The organism is Acinetobacter sp. WU_MDCI_Abxd143 (assembly GCF_025514195.1).
Taxonomy (GTDB): domain Bacteria; phylum Pseudomonadota; class Gammaproteobacteria; order Pseudomonadales; family Moraxellaceae; genus Acinetobacter; species Acinetobacter pittii_H.
This window is the reverse complement of sequence record NZ_JAHPTH010000002.1, coordinates 488,462-501,347: the sequence shown is the minus strand read 5'-3', so window position 1 is coordinate 501,347 and position 12,886 is coordinate 488,462. Positions and strand designations below refer to the sequence as shown.

Below are 12,886 nucleotides of genomic sequence, written 5' to 3'. Positions count from 1 at the left end.
ATGACAGAACGCAGTCCATTACGAGTTGGAATTGGCGGACCAGTGGGTTCGGGTAAAACAGCACTTACACTTAATTTATGTTTAGCCTTGCGTAATAAATACAATATGGCTGTGGTGACAAATGATATTTACACCAAAGAAGATTCAAACTTCTTAACCCGTAATGAAGCGATGTCGCCAGATCGTATTGTAGGTGTTGAAACAGGTGGTTGTCCGCATACAGCAATACGTGAAGATGCTTCAATTAACTTGGCTGCAATTGATGATTTGTGTGAAAAATTCGAAGGCTTAGAACTTATTATCATTGAAAGTGGTGGTGATAATTTGGCAGCGACATTTAGCCCTGAACTTTCTGATCTAACTTTATATGTGATCGATGTGGCTGGTGGTGAAAAAATTCCTCGTAAAGGTGGGCCGGGTATTACCAAGTCAGATTTACTCATTATTAATAAAACTGACCTTGCGCCAATGGTAGGTGCAAACCTTGATGTAATGGACCAAGATGCGAAACGCATGCGCGGAGAAAAGCCATTCTTATTTTCAAACATGAAAACACAAGATGGTCTTGAAGAAATTATCCAATTTATTGAGAAACAAGGGCTGTTTAAAGCTTAAGGAGACATTATGGACTTCATGAAAAAATGGAGTGTAGCGCTCCTTTCATTATTGCCGGCTCTTGCAATGGCCCATCCGGGACATGACCATGCACATTCTGGTTTTATGGCAGGCTTTATCCATCCCTTTACAGGGTTAGACCATTTAGTCATGGCCTTAGGTTTCGGTGTCTTGTTGTGGTCAGCAGCTAAGCAATGGAAAATTGCTGGAGTTATTGCCTTAAGTATTACCTTAATTATAGGCTTTTTAGTAGGTGCTCAAGGTTTGGTACTAGTTAATATGGCTGAATACGGCATTGTTGCTTCTTTAGTTATTACAGCAATTGCCCTATGGACAAAATCGAATAAGGTTTTACCTGTAGCGGCGGCATTACTTGCAAGCTTCCATGGCATAGCGCATGGTGTTGAGTTAGCACATGCAGGGCATATTGCTGCATTAGTAACTGGTATGGTTACTGGTATGGCACTCATTTATTCTGGTGGATTGATCTTGGGTGCTGTGCTTACCCGCTATGTGCCTTATGGCAAAAAAATTGTTGGTGCCTGTGCAGCAGTTGTTGCAGTGATTGGCTTAAGCTAACTGTAGTTTTACAAAGGAAAAGGTAGCTTTAAGCTACCTTTTTTATTTGTTTACTTTTTGGTAAAGCCCCGCGTGAACTGTACCAGCTTTAGTGGTTTTAACTTGTTGCCATGTGGCTGGAAGCTGAAGCTGGGATAAATCTCGGTCAGCTTCAACATAAATATATCCATTTTTTTTAATATGTGGCTCGGCCAAGTTGGAGAACTCTTGCCATAAATCAAGACTATAAGGTGGATCTAAAAAAACCACGTCAAATTGTTCTTTTAAACGCGGTAAAGCTTGTTGAGCAGTTGCATTAATTAAATGACAGTTTTGAGCTTTTAAGAGTTCAATATTATCTTTTAAAAATTTTGCCTGAGTTTTATCGGGTTCAATCATATAAACAGATGCAGCACCACGTGACAGAGCCTCAAAACCTAATGCACCAGAACCTGTACAGATGTCGAGAACTTGAGCATTTTGAATATCCCACATGAGCCAGTTAAACAGAGTTTCACGTACTCGATCTGGAGTTGGACGTAAACCATCAATGCTGGCGAAAGGCAGTACTCGTCTTTTCCATTCGCCGCCAATTATGCGTAATTGATTTTTCATTATTCATCGACCTCATTGGTAGCAGGACGAGCAGGAGCAGCTTGCGGTGTTGATGCTGCTGGTTTGTTGGCGGTAGTTGTAGCCGATGCTGGACCAGAACTTTCACCGCCGCTTGGAAGTTCACCAGGTTTAATTCCTGCTGTCATTAGTCCACCATTGACTTGGTGATTTGCTGGACGAATCGGGTTTTTCTTACGCGTTAATAGCCAATAATCAAACACAGGTCGTGCAAGTTGTGCAGCAGAACCACCATGACGGCCATTTTCCCAAATGACTGCAATTGCAATTTCAGGTTTGTCAGCAGGGGCAAATCCAACGAATAAACCATGGTCAAGCTGACGTTCGCTCAAAGCTGCTTCGTTATAACGTTTACCTTGCGCAATACTCTTAACCTGTGCTGTTCCTGTTTTTCCTGCAATTTGATAGAGAGGAGTACGAATACCGCGGCCTGTACCAGACTGAATTACATCAATCATGGCATCGCGCATTTGAATCCAGTCCTCATCGGTTCCGTTAAAGTTAATTTTGCCGTCAGGTGCATTACGCACAGTAAATGGTTTTGCACCATGAGTTGCGCGTAAAACATGAGGAGTAACGTGGGAACCATGGTTTGCCGTAATCGCAGTTGCCATGGCAAGTTGTATCGGAGTGGCTGTAAAAGCACCTTGACCAATACTGACTGAAATAGTTTCGCCCTTCATCCATTTCGCTTTACGCGTACGCATTTTCCATTCGGGATTTGGATAAAGACCTTCACTTTCACTTGGTAAGTCGACACCTGTTTTTTGACCAAACCCGAATTGACGCATCCATTGGTTCATTTGATCAATACCCATTTGATGGGCAAGAATATAAAAATAGGTATCACATGACATAATAATGGCTTTATGCATGTTCACGATGCCATGACCAGATTTTTTCCAGTCACGGAATTTATGTGAATCACCTGGTAGATGGAAATAACCTGGGTCAGAAATTGCTGTTGACCAGTCCACTATGCCGTAGTGTAAACCACCCATAGCTTCCATTGGTTTAATGGTAGAACCGGGCGGATATACACCTTGCACAGCGCGGTTATAGAGTGGTTGATCTAAATTATCACGCAGTGAACTATAGTCAGTATGGCTAATTCCAGTCACAAACAAATTAGGGTTGAAGCTTGGGCTAGACACTAATGCTAGAATTTCGCCTGTACGAGGGTCAATGGCGACAATAGCCCCACGACGTCCTGCAAGCTGTTGAGATGCGACAACTTGTAAACCGTAATCTAAAGATAAATAGAGATCATTACCGCGAGTAGGGTCTTTACGACCTAAATGACGTAATACATTACTATGTGCATCTGCTTCAACAGATTCATAACCTGGTGTACCATGCAGTAAATCTTCATAGCTTTTCTCTACACCAATCTTTCCAATAAGGTTGGTTCCAGCATATAAGTCTTTATCAATACTTTTTAATTCTTTATCGTTGATACGCCCGACATAACCAATCACATGAGCAAATAATTCACCGTGTGGATAATAGCGAGTCATTTGTGTTTCGATTCTTACACCTGGAAACTTATATTTGGCTTCACTAAATTTAGCAATATTAGCTTCAGTTAGATTAAGTTTAATCGCGACGCGTTCAGTTTTACGGGCAGTTTTTATACGGCTTTTAAAACGGTCAATATCTTCTTGTGTTAAATCTAAAATAGGTTGTAATTGCTCAATGACACTATCAACATCTTCTACATCTGTTTTACTTAAAGTTGCTGTAAAAACAGGATAGTTATCTGCTAGTAATACACCGTTTCTGTCATAGATATAACCACGAGCAGGCGGAAGTGGCTGCAAGCGAATTCGGTTTTTGTCAGATGCAGTCGAGAATTCGTCGTAGTGAAAAATTTGTAGATAAGCGTATCGGCTAATTAAGACTAATAAGCAGATGGTCACGATCCCTACGGCAAAAAAGATACGACCTCGATAAATGCGCTTTTCTTGCTGGATATCTTTTAAAGGAAAGTGCTGTTTCATAAGGATCGACTTAATGACATAGGGTGGAAAAATAGCTGCTTATTCTAACGCAAGAGCGCTTAAAATATTGCACAATTTTCAAAGTTTCATTGCATTTTAATAAGATACTTTTTGACTTTGCAGACAACAAAATTGTAGATACTTGTATATAAGAAGCAAAATAATTCTGTTAAAGTCTCTCATTCAATAGAATAGGGTTGTTCTCACCATACGATTAGGGAAAATGGAGAAAATAATGAGAAAAATTTATCCCTTACTTGCAGTTTTGACGGTAAGTAATTGGGCCCATGCTCAAGACTACTCGTTTCTTCCAGAAGCAAAATTAGCAGATCATAAAGCATCTACTTGGAATGTGGGTGCCGGAGTTACTCAAAAATTATTACATCTTAACGGTGAGTGGGTAAATCCGTATGGGATTGCTTATGCGAAAGCCGGCGCATTTTTGAATGGTGACAAAACCGCTGGTGGTCAAGTTGGCTTTAGATATCCTTATTATCTTACTGGCACAGACAAAAATGGTTACTATATCGGTTTCTATGCTGGGCATCTTGATAGTAAAGAGGTTGATGGTGATTTTAAATCCCGTTTAGGTGCGGGTGTTGATTTGGCCTATGTGTGGTTAAATTCAGAAAGAATTAGCACTTTTAGCGTGGGTATCGGTGCGGCTGAAAAATTAACTGACCAGAACGGAAATGTTGCTGCAGATACTAAACCACAAATTCAATTTTCTTATTCTCTAAGTTTTGGTTTATAAAACAAAGCAGTTTATCTTTAACTCGCCATAAGCAGAGCACAAATAAATACGAGAGTCTTACATGTTAGAGTACGTCAGTGGATTGTGGCAGATCTTTTTACACAGACCTGATTTTTGGGCCGTTTTGAGTATTATTCCCGTAACGGCTTTTGTCACATGGGCACATGTGTGGATGGCTTTAAAAATGGTATTTTACCCAATTAAATTTTGGGGATTCCATTTAGGACCATTGCCAGTAGGCTGGCAAGGTATCGTGCCACGTAAAGCAGGACGTATCTCTGGGATTATTACCGATAACACTTTATCTAAATTAGGTTCATTGCGTGAATTTTTAGAAGCAATGGATCCTGAAGATATGGCACGCATTATTGGTGAACAAGTTGGTTTTGAGCTTGAACATCTTATTGATGAAGTCATGATTGATCGTAATGCCGTACTTTGGGAAAATCTACCTTATTCAATTAAACGCCGTATTTATGCTCAAGCACATAAGCAATTGCCGGGGGTGTTAAAAGAATTAGTGACTGAGCTGACCATGAACGTTGAGTCACTGGTTAACATGCGTGAAATGGTCGTGAGCCAGATGGAAGGCGATCGCCGTTTAATGGTGCGTATGTTCTTAAAGGTTGGTCAAAAAGAAATTAACTTTATTTGGCATATTAGTGCACTAATTGGCATGTTCTTTGGTATTTTCCAAATGGTGGTTTGGTTTGTAGTACCATGGCACTGGACAGTACCATTTTGGGCTGCGATTTGGGGCTTTTTAACTAACTGGATCGCAATCTGGATGGTGTTTAACCCAATTGAGCCACATTATATTCGTTATCCACAGATTTTTAGATTAACAAAAGATCGTAAGTTTCCATGGATTGTACCAGTTCTTCGAATTGGGACCTATAATGTCCAAGGCGCTTTTATGAAGCGTCAAGAGGAAGTCTCAGATGTGTTTTCTAGCGTGGTTACAGAAGATCTGATTACATTAAAATCAATTATGACCGAAATGATGTACGGGCCGCGTAAAGATAAAACTCGTCGTATTGTTAAGCGTCATATTAACGAAATCATGGAAACACCATTAGTTCGCACCTCTTTACAGCTTTCTTTAGGGCCAAGAGAGTACGCAAGATTAAAGACGGACTTGATTGATCGTTCAATTGAAATTACGATGGGACCCGTATGTGACCCAGCACTGAACGCAAGCCGGGCACAGAAGATTTTTCAAATGTTTAAAGAGCGTATTCGTGAACTAACACCAAAAGAATTTCAGAATTTATTACGTCCTGCATTTCAGGAGGATGAATGGATTCTTATTGTACTAGGTGGGGTAACCGGATTTATTGCTGGTACAATACATTTGTTTGTGGCTTTCTTATAATTCGATGTCAGGCAGGATCTATTGAAGATTAACGAGACTTTTTCTGCCGGACTTCATATTCATTGTTTTAAATGAGGATGTTTTTTATGCGCATTATTTTACTCGGACCACCTGGAGCAGGCAAAGGGACTCAGGCTCAGTTGATCTGTAAGCGCTACAATGTCCCACAAATTTCAACCGGTGATATGCTCCGTGCTGCGATTCGTGAAGGTACTGAATTAGGTCTAAAAGCTAAAAGTGTAATGGAATCTGGTGGTTTGGTTTCAGATGAACTTATTATCGGTTTAGTAAAAGAACGTATTGCTCAACCTGACTGTGCAAATGGCTGCATTTTCGATGGTTTCCCACGTACTATTCCACAAGCTGAAGCTCTGGAAAAAGAAGGGATTAGCATCGATCACGTGATTGAAATTGATGTTCCTGATGAAGAAATTGTAAAACGTCTTTCTGGTCGTCGTCAGCATCCAGCTTCTGGTCGTGTTTATCACACTGTATACAATCCACCTAAAGTGGAAGGTAAAGATGATGAAACTGGTGAAGACCTTGTTCAACGTCCAGATGACCAAGAAGAAACAATCCGTAAGCGTTTAGCGTCTTATCACACTGAAACAGAGCAATTGGTTGGTTTCTACCAAGGTCGTGCTGCTTCTGGTGAAAATGCTCCAACTTATGACAAGCTTGATGGCTTGCGTACAATTGAAGATGTACAAAAAGATTTGTTCAACATCTTAGACAAATAATTTAATATTGTTTGTGATAATGAGCCCTCTTTGTGAGGGCTCTTTTCTTTCATTAAGTGCAGGAGAACAATATGAAAATCATATTGATTTTGGTGGTATTGCTGAGTCTGGCACTAGTAATATTTTTGGCTTTTCAAAGCTATAAAATGCTAAGACAGGTTCAAAAACAAGCAAAAGAAGAGCGTAATGAGAAAAAGCGTCTAAAGTAAGTTTGATTGGGTATGATCCCTATACCCAACTATATTTTTAAGCTTCAATATTTTTAATGACAATTTGCTTTTGTGCGCCAAATTCAAAGCGATCAGGCCAGTTACAGACATCTGCAACAACACATTCTGCACATTTAGGTTTACGGGCGATACAACAATAACGACCGTGTAATATCAGCCAGTGGTGTGCATCTATAATAAATTCTTTAGGAATAACCTTTACTAAACGGTGCTCAACCTCAAGAACATTTTTACCTACGGCTAAGCCAGTTCGATTACCCACTCGGAAAATATGGGTATCGACAGCCATAGTTGGTTGTCCGAATGCCGTATTTAAAACCACGTTGGCTGTTTTACGCCCGACACCTGGTAAAGCTTCCAAGTCTTTTCTGTTGCTTGGCACTTCGCCGTTAAATTGTTCCATTAAAATCTTACAGGTCTTAATGACATTTTCGGCTTTAGCGTTGTAAAGGCCAATTGTCTTGATATATTCCTTTAACCCATCTACACCTAAGTTATAGATTTTTTCAGCTGTATTCGCCACAGGGTAGAGTTTATCAGTTGCTTTATTAACACTTACATCAGTTGCTTGAGCTGACAACATAACTGCAATAAGTAGTTCAAATGGAGAGGAATATTTTAATTCGGTTTGAGGTGAAGGTCGTTGTTCACGAAGACGTTCAAAGAAAATTTGAATCTGCTTTTTCGTCATATTCTTGACAGCCATTCAGACCTCCTGTACTTGCATGAGTTGCTGTTGCAGTTCTTCAAGTTGAAGACGCTTTTTAGCATCTTCACGAACACTGAGCTGTTTTTCCAGTTTCTTAATTTGCGTACGAATTTTCGCTAACTCAATTGTAGTTTTTGCATCAGTTGACACAACCTCTTTGGGTTTCTCGATGAGTTCAATTGAAGGTACTTCATCAAGTGCCTGAGAGAACTGGGCAAACAGTTGGGTATCAATTTCAGCACGTACTACAGGCCCTTTACGGTGAGTACGACGCTTTTCTTCGCGCTGAATGTGAGCGTAATAACGTTGTCTTAAATCATTTTGTTCAGCAATACGCTGTTGCTCATTTGGTAATGCTTGCGTGTCTTCGACTAAATCAATGCAATCTACTGGACAAGGTGGAATACATAGCTCACAACCCGTACATAAGTCAGTCAAGATGGTATGCATGAGCTTACCACTTCCGATAATAGCATCTACAGGGCAAGCACTAATACATTTGGTGCAACCAATACATTCATCTTCCCGAATAATCGCTTTCATTCGCTGAGGACGCCCATCGGCCTGTACAGGCCATACGCTAGTTTCAGCGGTTAATACAGGACGATTTAATAGATTTGCGAGTGCATCGGCTACAGGCTGACCACCTGGAACACATTTATTTGCTTCTTCACCTTCAGCAATCGACTTTGCGTAGGGTAGACATCCATCACGATGTCCACATAAACCACACTGAGTCTGTGGTAATAACGCATCAATCTCGCGTATGAGAGAAATAGATGAATTCATAGTGGGCAAATAGCTTGGTTAAAACGATGCGATAATGAAGAAAAACCTAAGTAAGGTCAATGGATTTTAACGAATTTATTGGCTTTTTGATTGACCTAAAATGTAGCCAATATTGCACAATAATAGATCAATAAAAATGAAAAGATAAATTAATATTTCTTATTTTTAAGTAATTTTTCTAAAAATAACTTTTTGATAATTAAGGTAAATAAAATAATTTAAAATAAGTATTGTTAAAATTGATGGAAAGGGATTTAATATTTTGCTGCTAAATGATGCATTTAAAAATGTATTGCACCAATTTAATTCATTACTATGCTGAGGACCGTGCATTGAAATACAACAACCTGAATGAATTCCTGAATTACGTGCAAGCGCGTGATCCGCATCAACCTGAGTTCTTACAAGCTGTCGAAGAAGTCATGACGAGTTTGTGGCCATTCATTGAAAAAAATCCGGAATATGCAGAGCAGGGATTGCTAGAACGTTTGGTTGAACCTGAGCGTGTGATTCAATTCCGTGTTTCATGGATGGATGATCAAGGCCAGACACAAGTTAACCGTGCTTTTCGCGTTCAATACAATTCAGCAATTGGTCCATTCAAAGGTGGAATGCGTTTCCATCCATCGGTCAATCTATCAATTTTAAAATTTTTAGGTTTTGAGCAGACTTTTAAAAACTCACTGACGACTTTACCAATGGGTGGGGGAAAAGGTGGTTCAGATTTTGATCCTAAAGGTAAATCTGATGCTGAAATTATGCGCTTCTGCCAGGCATTAATCATTGAGCTTTATCGCCATTTAGGACCCAATACGGATATTCCAGCTGGGGATATTGGCGTGGGGGCACGTGAAGTTGGTTATATGGCAGGCATGATGAAAAAGCTGAGTAACGACACCGCTTGTGTCTTTACCGGTAAAGGAATTTCATTCGGTGGTAGCTTAATGCGTCCTGAAGCAACTGGTTATGGTACGGTTTATTTTGCAGAAGAAATGCTAAAAGCCCGTGGACAATCTTTTGCTGGTAAAACTGTTTCTGTTTCAGGTTCTGGTAACGTTGCACAATATGCGGCAGAAAAAGCGATGTTCTTGGGGGCAAAAGTTGTCACTTTGTCGGACTCAAATGGCACAGTTTATTTAAAAAATGGTTTTACAGATGAGTTGCTTGTAGAAGTCATGCAGCTGAAAAATGTTAAGCGTGGTCGTATTTCCGAGTTTGCTTCTAAACATGGTTTTGAATATTTTGAAGGAAAAACGCCTTGGCATATTCCTGTTGATATTGCTTTGCCATGTGCTACACAAAATGAATTAACAGGTGAAGACGCTAAAACGCTTATTGCAAATGGTGTCATTTGTGTAGCTGAAGGCGCTAATATGCCATCTACACTTGAAGCAGTTGAACACTTTATCGAAGCGAAAATTTTGTATGCACCAGGTAAAGCATCTAATGCGGGTGGTGTGGCAACTTCTGGTTTAGAAATGTCTCAAAATGCAATTCGTTTAGGCTGGACCCATGCTGAGGTCGATGAACGCTTACATGCAATTATGAAAGATATTCATGCCAATTGTGTTAGATACGGTACTAAAGAAGATGGTAGTGTGAACTATGTAGACGGTGCCAATATTGCAGGTTTTGTAAAAGTTGCTGATGCAATGCTTGCTCAAGGTATTTTTTAATATAGAAATAAAAAAATCCGATGCTTAAGCATCGGATTTTTTTAGTCTAAAAACTTATTTTTTAGGTTTTTTCACTAACTCTTGTTCTACAACCATATCTAATACATCTGCTTGACTAGATTGGTCTGCAGCTGGGTTTTTCACTTCAAAACGTTTTACACGTAAAATTACGCGTTGGTCTGGTTTGTGTTCAAAACCTTCGATTTGACCGTAATATAATGACCAGTTTTTGTCTGCGTAAGTTTTAACGCCTTTCTCGTCATATTTAATTTCACGAACTTGCATGCAAGTTTGTGGTGCAACACCAGTACAAGATTTAGTTTCTGGAGCAACTTCTAGGAAAACCGTTTTCCCTTCAGATTGATATTTCGCTTCAGGTGTCATTTTACCTGTGAAAGTATATTTCTGGCCTTGAGCATCAGATACAGTCAGTGTTGGTTGATCAACATTTGTAGTATTGAGTTCAAATGGAATTGCACGTTTTTGGAAGAGGCTGCTAGAAAATTGTTCCTGTTTCATTAAAGCAGGTTCACACGCCATCATGGTCGACATTACGTCAGCTGTTACGATGGTGTTGTTTTCAACTTTCCAAGTTGTGCCTTGGCGGTTACAACCTGTTGCGATAGATAAACGATCATTTGTAAAGTTAAGAACGATTGGTTTTTTAGTATTTTCAGGTTGATATGACCAAGAGTAGTCTGTTAAAGCTTGAGTATTAACTGCTTTTTGACCTTGGAAAATATGTTTTTGACCAGTTTTATCTGTCACCGTTAAAATCACCTGACCATTAGTGTTGCTAATTTCAATTGGTAATTTTGCTTCATTAAAGATGCTATTCGACAATTGTTCTTGTTTCATTAAATCATCTTGGCAAGCCATCATCGTTGAAACAAGATTAGAAGTAACAAGTTGGTTGCCTTCAACTTTCCAAGTACCGCCTTGGCCATTACAGCCCGTATTAATGGCTAATTTACCATCTGCATTAAAGTTAAGAATAAGTGGTTTAGAAGCTTTTACATTTTGATAAGTCCATGCATATTCACCTAAAGTGGCTGCAAGGTTTTGTTGTTGCTCAGAAAAAATTGGAGCAGGAGTATTAGTAACTGTTTGACACGCCATCAAAGAAAAAGGTAATAACGCAAGAATTAAATATTTAATTTTCATTTAAAAACTTCAAGTAAAAAAACAACAGTAATAAGCTTAAAACATTCTTAAAAAAAGAAAATGTAAACATTTGATTGTTTCGGTTTTTAAAATGTATAAGTTTGTAAATTATTCTAATTTTCAACAAAAATAATGGTATACCCCGCAAAACGGGGTATTTGTTAATAATTAATCAAAACGATAGATATCCATTCCTAATGAACCCATTGTAAAGCTACTGTGAACAATCGTAAAACGGTTACCAGTACCCATAGCAAAAAACAAAGGTGCAAAATGTTCAAGCGTAGGGTGGTTTCGTTTCACAAACGGCAGTGATTGCCAGTCTAAAACTCCATCATAATCTTGATGGGAAAGCTTATTAACGACAGTATTTCTAAAAGTTGAAGCCCATTCAGGAACTTTAGAGTTGTCTCCTTGCCAAGATAACTCTGCAAGATTATGAGTAATACTTCCCGAACCAATGAGTAAAATTTGTTTGTCACGTAAAGGGGCAAGTGTTTGTCCTATACGATAAATTTCTTGTGCACTTAAATTTGATGGCAAAGAAATTTCGACTACAGGAATGTCTGCATCTGGGTACATATGCAATAAAGGCATCCATACACCATGATCACGAGGACGTGTACTATTGGCATGTGCAACAAAATGAGCATCTGCCAATAGTTTTAAGATTTCTTCTGCTAATGCTGGTTCGCCAGGCGCACTGTAGCGAATTTCATATAACTCTTTAGGAAATCCACGGAAGTCATGCCATGTTTCAGGACGAGTCGAAATGCTCACTTCAAGTGCTTTACTTTCCCAGTGCGCAGACATCACAATGATTGCCTTAGGTATAGGAAGATTTGTACCTAAACGATGTAGAGCTGGTCCTACTTGTTCCGGATCAAGCGCAAGCATGGGCGAGCCATGGGAAATAAACAGTCCGGGAAGTGTTTGTAGTTCCATTTCATTACACCTGATTTGAAAAGCAGAATAATAGTTATTATGCCAAAATCAGGACATGTTAAAAGTATCCAGATTTCAACGGATTGTTCTTAAAATGAAACGTTTGTTCCTTTTATGCACGGTGATAGGGATGATTGTGATTAATACTCATCGCCCGATATAGTTGCTCGATTAATAAAACACGTACTAAAGGATGGGGCATCGTAAGTTTTGAAAGTGACCAATGCCAAGCGGCAGCTTTACGTACTTGATCTGATAAACCATCTGGGCCGCCAATCGCGAGAGCTACATCGTTACCCTCAAGCATCCATTGCTTCATTGTGTTAGCTAATTTTTCTGTGCTGAGTTCCCGACCACCAACTTCAAGAGCAATTAGGGTTTCATTCGGTTTTAAAGCATTTAAAATACTTTCGCCTTCAATTTGACAATACTTTAAAATATCCGCTTCTGAATCATTTTTACCACGTTTGGCCATAGGCAGTTCAATGACTTGGGTTTGAACAAAAGGTTGAATACGTTTGAAATAATCTTCAAAACCAGTGAGAACCCAAGCAGGCATTTTTTGACCAATGGTCAGAATACGAATTTTCATATTATCTATTCATTCAAAAACAGCTGGCGCATTATACCTGAGGAATGAAAGCATCTGATGATCTTAAAAGACAGGCATAAAAAACGCAGTCCAAAAAACTGTGTTG

Annotated in this window: 14 protein-coding genes; 7 read left to right on the top strand and 7 right to left on the bottom strand. The window is 39.3% G+C overall.

The window, feature by feature from the left end; all coding sequences use genetic code 11:
- Together ureG and KTI79_RS07240 are read left to right on the top strand one after the other, a co-directional pair.
- Nucleotides 1–615 (top strand): urease accessory protein UreG, encoded by a 615-nt coding sequence (gene ureG, locus KTI79_RS07245; protein ID WP_002117800.1) that lies wholly within the window; start codon nt 1–3, stop codon nt 613–615.
- Nucleotides 616–624: 9 nt separating this feature from the next.
- Nucleotides 625–1,194, top strand: coding sequence for a HupE/UreJ family protein (locus KTI79_RS07240; RefSeq protein WP_032054887.1), 570 nt, complete (start codon nt 625–627; stop codon nt 1,192–1,194).
- A 42-nt stretch (nt 1,195–1,236) separates the two neighbouring features.
- Here the strand turns inward: KTI79_RS07240 and rsmD are convergent, their stop codons facing one another.
- Nucleotides 1,237–1,788 (bottom strand): 16S rRNA (guanine(966)-N(2))-methyltransferase RsmD, encoded by a 552-nt coding sequence (rsmD, locus tag KTI79_RS07235; protein WP_032054886.1) that lies wholly within the window; start codon nt 1,786–1,788, stop codon nt 1,237–1,239.
- Nucleotides 1,788–3,806, bottom strand: coding sequence for a penicillin-binding protein 2 (gene mrdA, locus KTI79_RS07230; protein WP_032054885.1), 2,019 nt, complete (start codon nt 3,804–3,806; stop codon nt 1,788–1,790). The genes rsmD and mrdA overlap by 1 nt, the downstream gene beginning before the upstream one ends.
- Before the next feature lie 235 nt (nt 3,807–4,041).
- Between mrdA and KTI79_RS07225 the strand changes: the two genes are divergently transcribed.
- The 4 genes from KTI79_RS07225 to KTI79_RS19185 all read left to right on the top strand — a co-directional run bounded on the left by KTI79_RS07225 (nt 4,042) and on the right by KTI79_RS19185 (nt 6,884).
- Complete coding sequence (locus tag KTI79_RS07225) at nt 4,042–4,560, top strand: hypothetical protein (protein WP_032054884.1); 519 nt, start codon at nt 4,042–4,044, stop codon at nt 4,558–4,560.
- 61 nt (nt 4,561–4,621) lie between these two features.
- Nucleotides 4,622–5,935, top strand: coding sequence for a hypothetical protein (locus KTI79_RS07220; protein ID WP_016141879.1), 1,314 nt, complete (start codon nt 4,622–4,624; stop codon nt 5,933–5,935).
- A gap of 86 nt (nt 5,936–6,021) precedes the next feature.
- Complete coding sequence (gene adk, locus KTI79_RS07215; protein WP_002117671.1) at nt 6,022–6,675, top strand: adenylate kinase; 654 nt, start codon at nt 6,022–6,024, stop codon at nt 6,673–6,675.
- 71 nt (nt 6,676–6,746) lie between these two features.
- Nucleotides 6,747–6,884, top strand: coding sequence for a hypothetical protein (locus tag KTI79_RS19185; RefSeq protein ID WP_002117672.1), 138 nt, complete (start codon nt 6,747–6,749; stop codon nt 6,882–6,884).
- 37 nt (nt 6,885–6,921) lie between these two features.
- On the opposite strand, the gene nth is transcribed toward KTI79_RS19185, so the two are convergent.
- Nucleotides 6,922–7,611 carry an endonuclease III gene (gene nth, locus KTI79_RS07205; RefSeq protein ID WP_032054883.1) on the bottom strand — a complete coding sequence of 230 codons (690 nt, stop codon included), beginning with the start codon at nt 7,609–7,611 and terminating at the stop codon, nt 6,922–6,924.
- Nucleotides 7,612–8,403: an RnfABCDGE type electron transport complex subunit B gene (locus tag KTI79_RS07200; protein ID WP_032054882.1), complete on the bottom strand. Its 792-nt coding sequence runs from the start codon at nt 8,401–8,403 to the stop codon at nt 7,612–7,614. It lies immediately after the preceding gene.
- 272 nt (nt 8,404–8,675) lie between these two features.
- Between KTI79_RS07200 and gdhA the strand changes: the two genes are divergently transcribed.
- Nucleotides 8,676–10,079, top strand: coding sequence for an NADP-specific glutamate dehydrogenase (gene gdhA, locus KTI79_RS07195; protein ID WP_079284309.1), 1,404 nt, complete (start codon nt 8,676–8,678; stop codon nt 10,077–10,079).
- Between the two features lie 54 nt (nt 10,080–10,133).
- Here gdhA and KTI79_RS07190 read toward each other — a convergent pair whose 3' ends face one another.
- The 3 genes from KTI79_RS07190 to rlmH all read right to left on the bottom strand — a co-directional run bounded on the left by KTI79_RS07190 (nt 10,134) and on the right by rlmH (nt 12,780).
- Entirely contained in the window at nt 10,134–11,243 is a 1,110-nt protein-coding gene (locus KTI79_RS07190) for an META and DUF4377 domain-containing protein (RefSeq protein ID WP_032054880.1), read from the bottom strand.
- 168 nt (nt 11,244–11,411) lie between these two features.
- Entirely contained in the window at nt 11,412–12,188 is a 777-nt protein-coding gene (locus KTI79_RS07185; protein ID WP_005075524.1) for a DODA-type extradiol aromatic ring-opening family dioxygenase, read from the bottom strand.
- 112 nt (nt 12,189–12,300) lie between these two features.
- On the bottom strand, nt 12,301–12,780 hold the full coding sequence (gene rlmH / locus KTI79_RS07180) for a 23S rRNA (pseudouridine(1915)-N(3))-methyltransferase RlmH (RefSeq protein ID WP_032054879.1): 480 nt from the start codon (nt 12,778–12,780) through the stop codon (nt 12,301–12,303).
- Nucleotides 12,781–12,886 lie beyond the last annotated feature (106 nt).

Coding starts and splice junctions, on each gene's coding strand:
- KTI79_RS07240 (WP_032054887.1), top strand. CDS start 625: ATGGACTTCATGAAAAAATGGAGTGTAGCGCTCCTTTCATTATTGCCG.
- rlmH (WP_032054879.1), bottom strand. CDS start 12,780: ATGAAAATTCGTATTCTGACCATTGGTCAAAAAATGCCTGCTTGGGTT.
- gdhA (WP_079284309.1), top strand. CDS start 8,676: ATGATGCATTTAAAAATGTATTGCACCAATTTAATTCATTACTATGCT.
- KTI79_RS07185 (WP_005075524.1), bottom strand. CDS start 12,188: ATGGAACTACAAACACTTCCCGGACTGTTTATTTCCCATGGCTCGCCC.
- KTI79_RS07200 (WP_032054882.1), bottom strand. CDS start 8,403: ATGAATTCATCTATTTCTCTCATACGCGAGATTGATGCGTTATTACCA.
- KTI79_RS19185 (WP_002117672.1), top strand. CDS start 6,747: ATGAAAATCATATTGATTTTGGTGGTATTGCTGAGTCTGGCACTAGTA.
- KTI79_RS07190 (WP_032054880.1), bottom strand. CDS start 11,243: ATGAAAATTAAATATTTAATTCTTGCGTTATTACCTTTTTCTTTGATG.
- rsmD (WP_032054886.1), bottom strand. CDS start 1,788: ATGAAAAATCAATTACGCATAATTGGCGGCGAATGGAAAAGACGAGTA.
- KTI79_RS07220 (WP_016141879.1), top strand. CDS start 4,622: ATGTTAGAGTACGTCAGTGGATTGTGGCAGATCTTTTTACACAGACCT.
- mrdA (WP_032054885.1), bottom strand. CDS start 3,806: ATGAAACAGCACTTTCCTTTAAAAGATATCCAGCAAGAAAAGCGCATT.
- ureG (WP_002117800.1), top strand. CDS start 1: ATGACAGAACGCAGTCCATTACGAGTTGGAATTGGCGGACCAGTGGGT.
- nth (WP_032054883.1), bottom strand. CDS start 7,611: ATGGCTGTCAAGAATATGACGAAAAAGCAGATTCAAATTTTCTTTGAA.
- adk (WP_002117671.1), top strand. CDS start 6,022: ATGCGCATTATTTTACTCGGACCACCTGGAGCAGGCAAAGGGACTCAG.
- KTI79_RS07225 (WP_032054884.1), top strand. CDS start 4,042: ATGAGAAAAATTTATCCCTTACTTGCAGTTTTGACGGTAAGTAATTGG.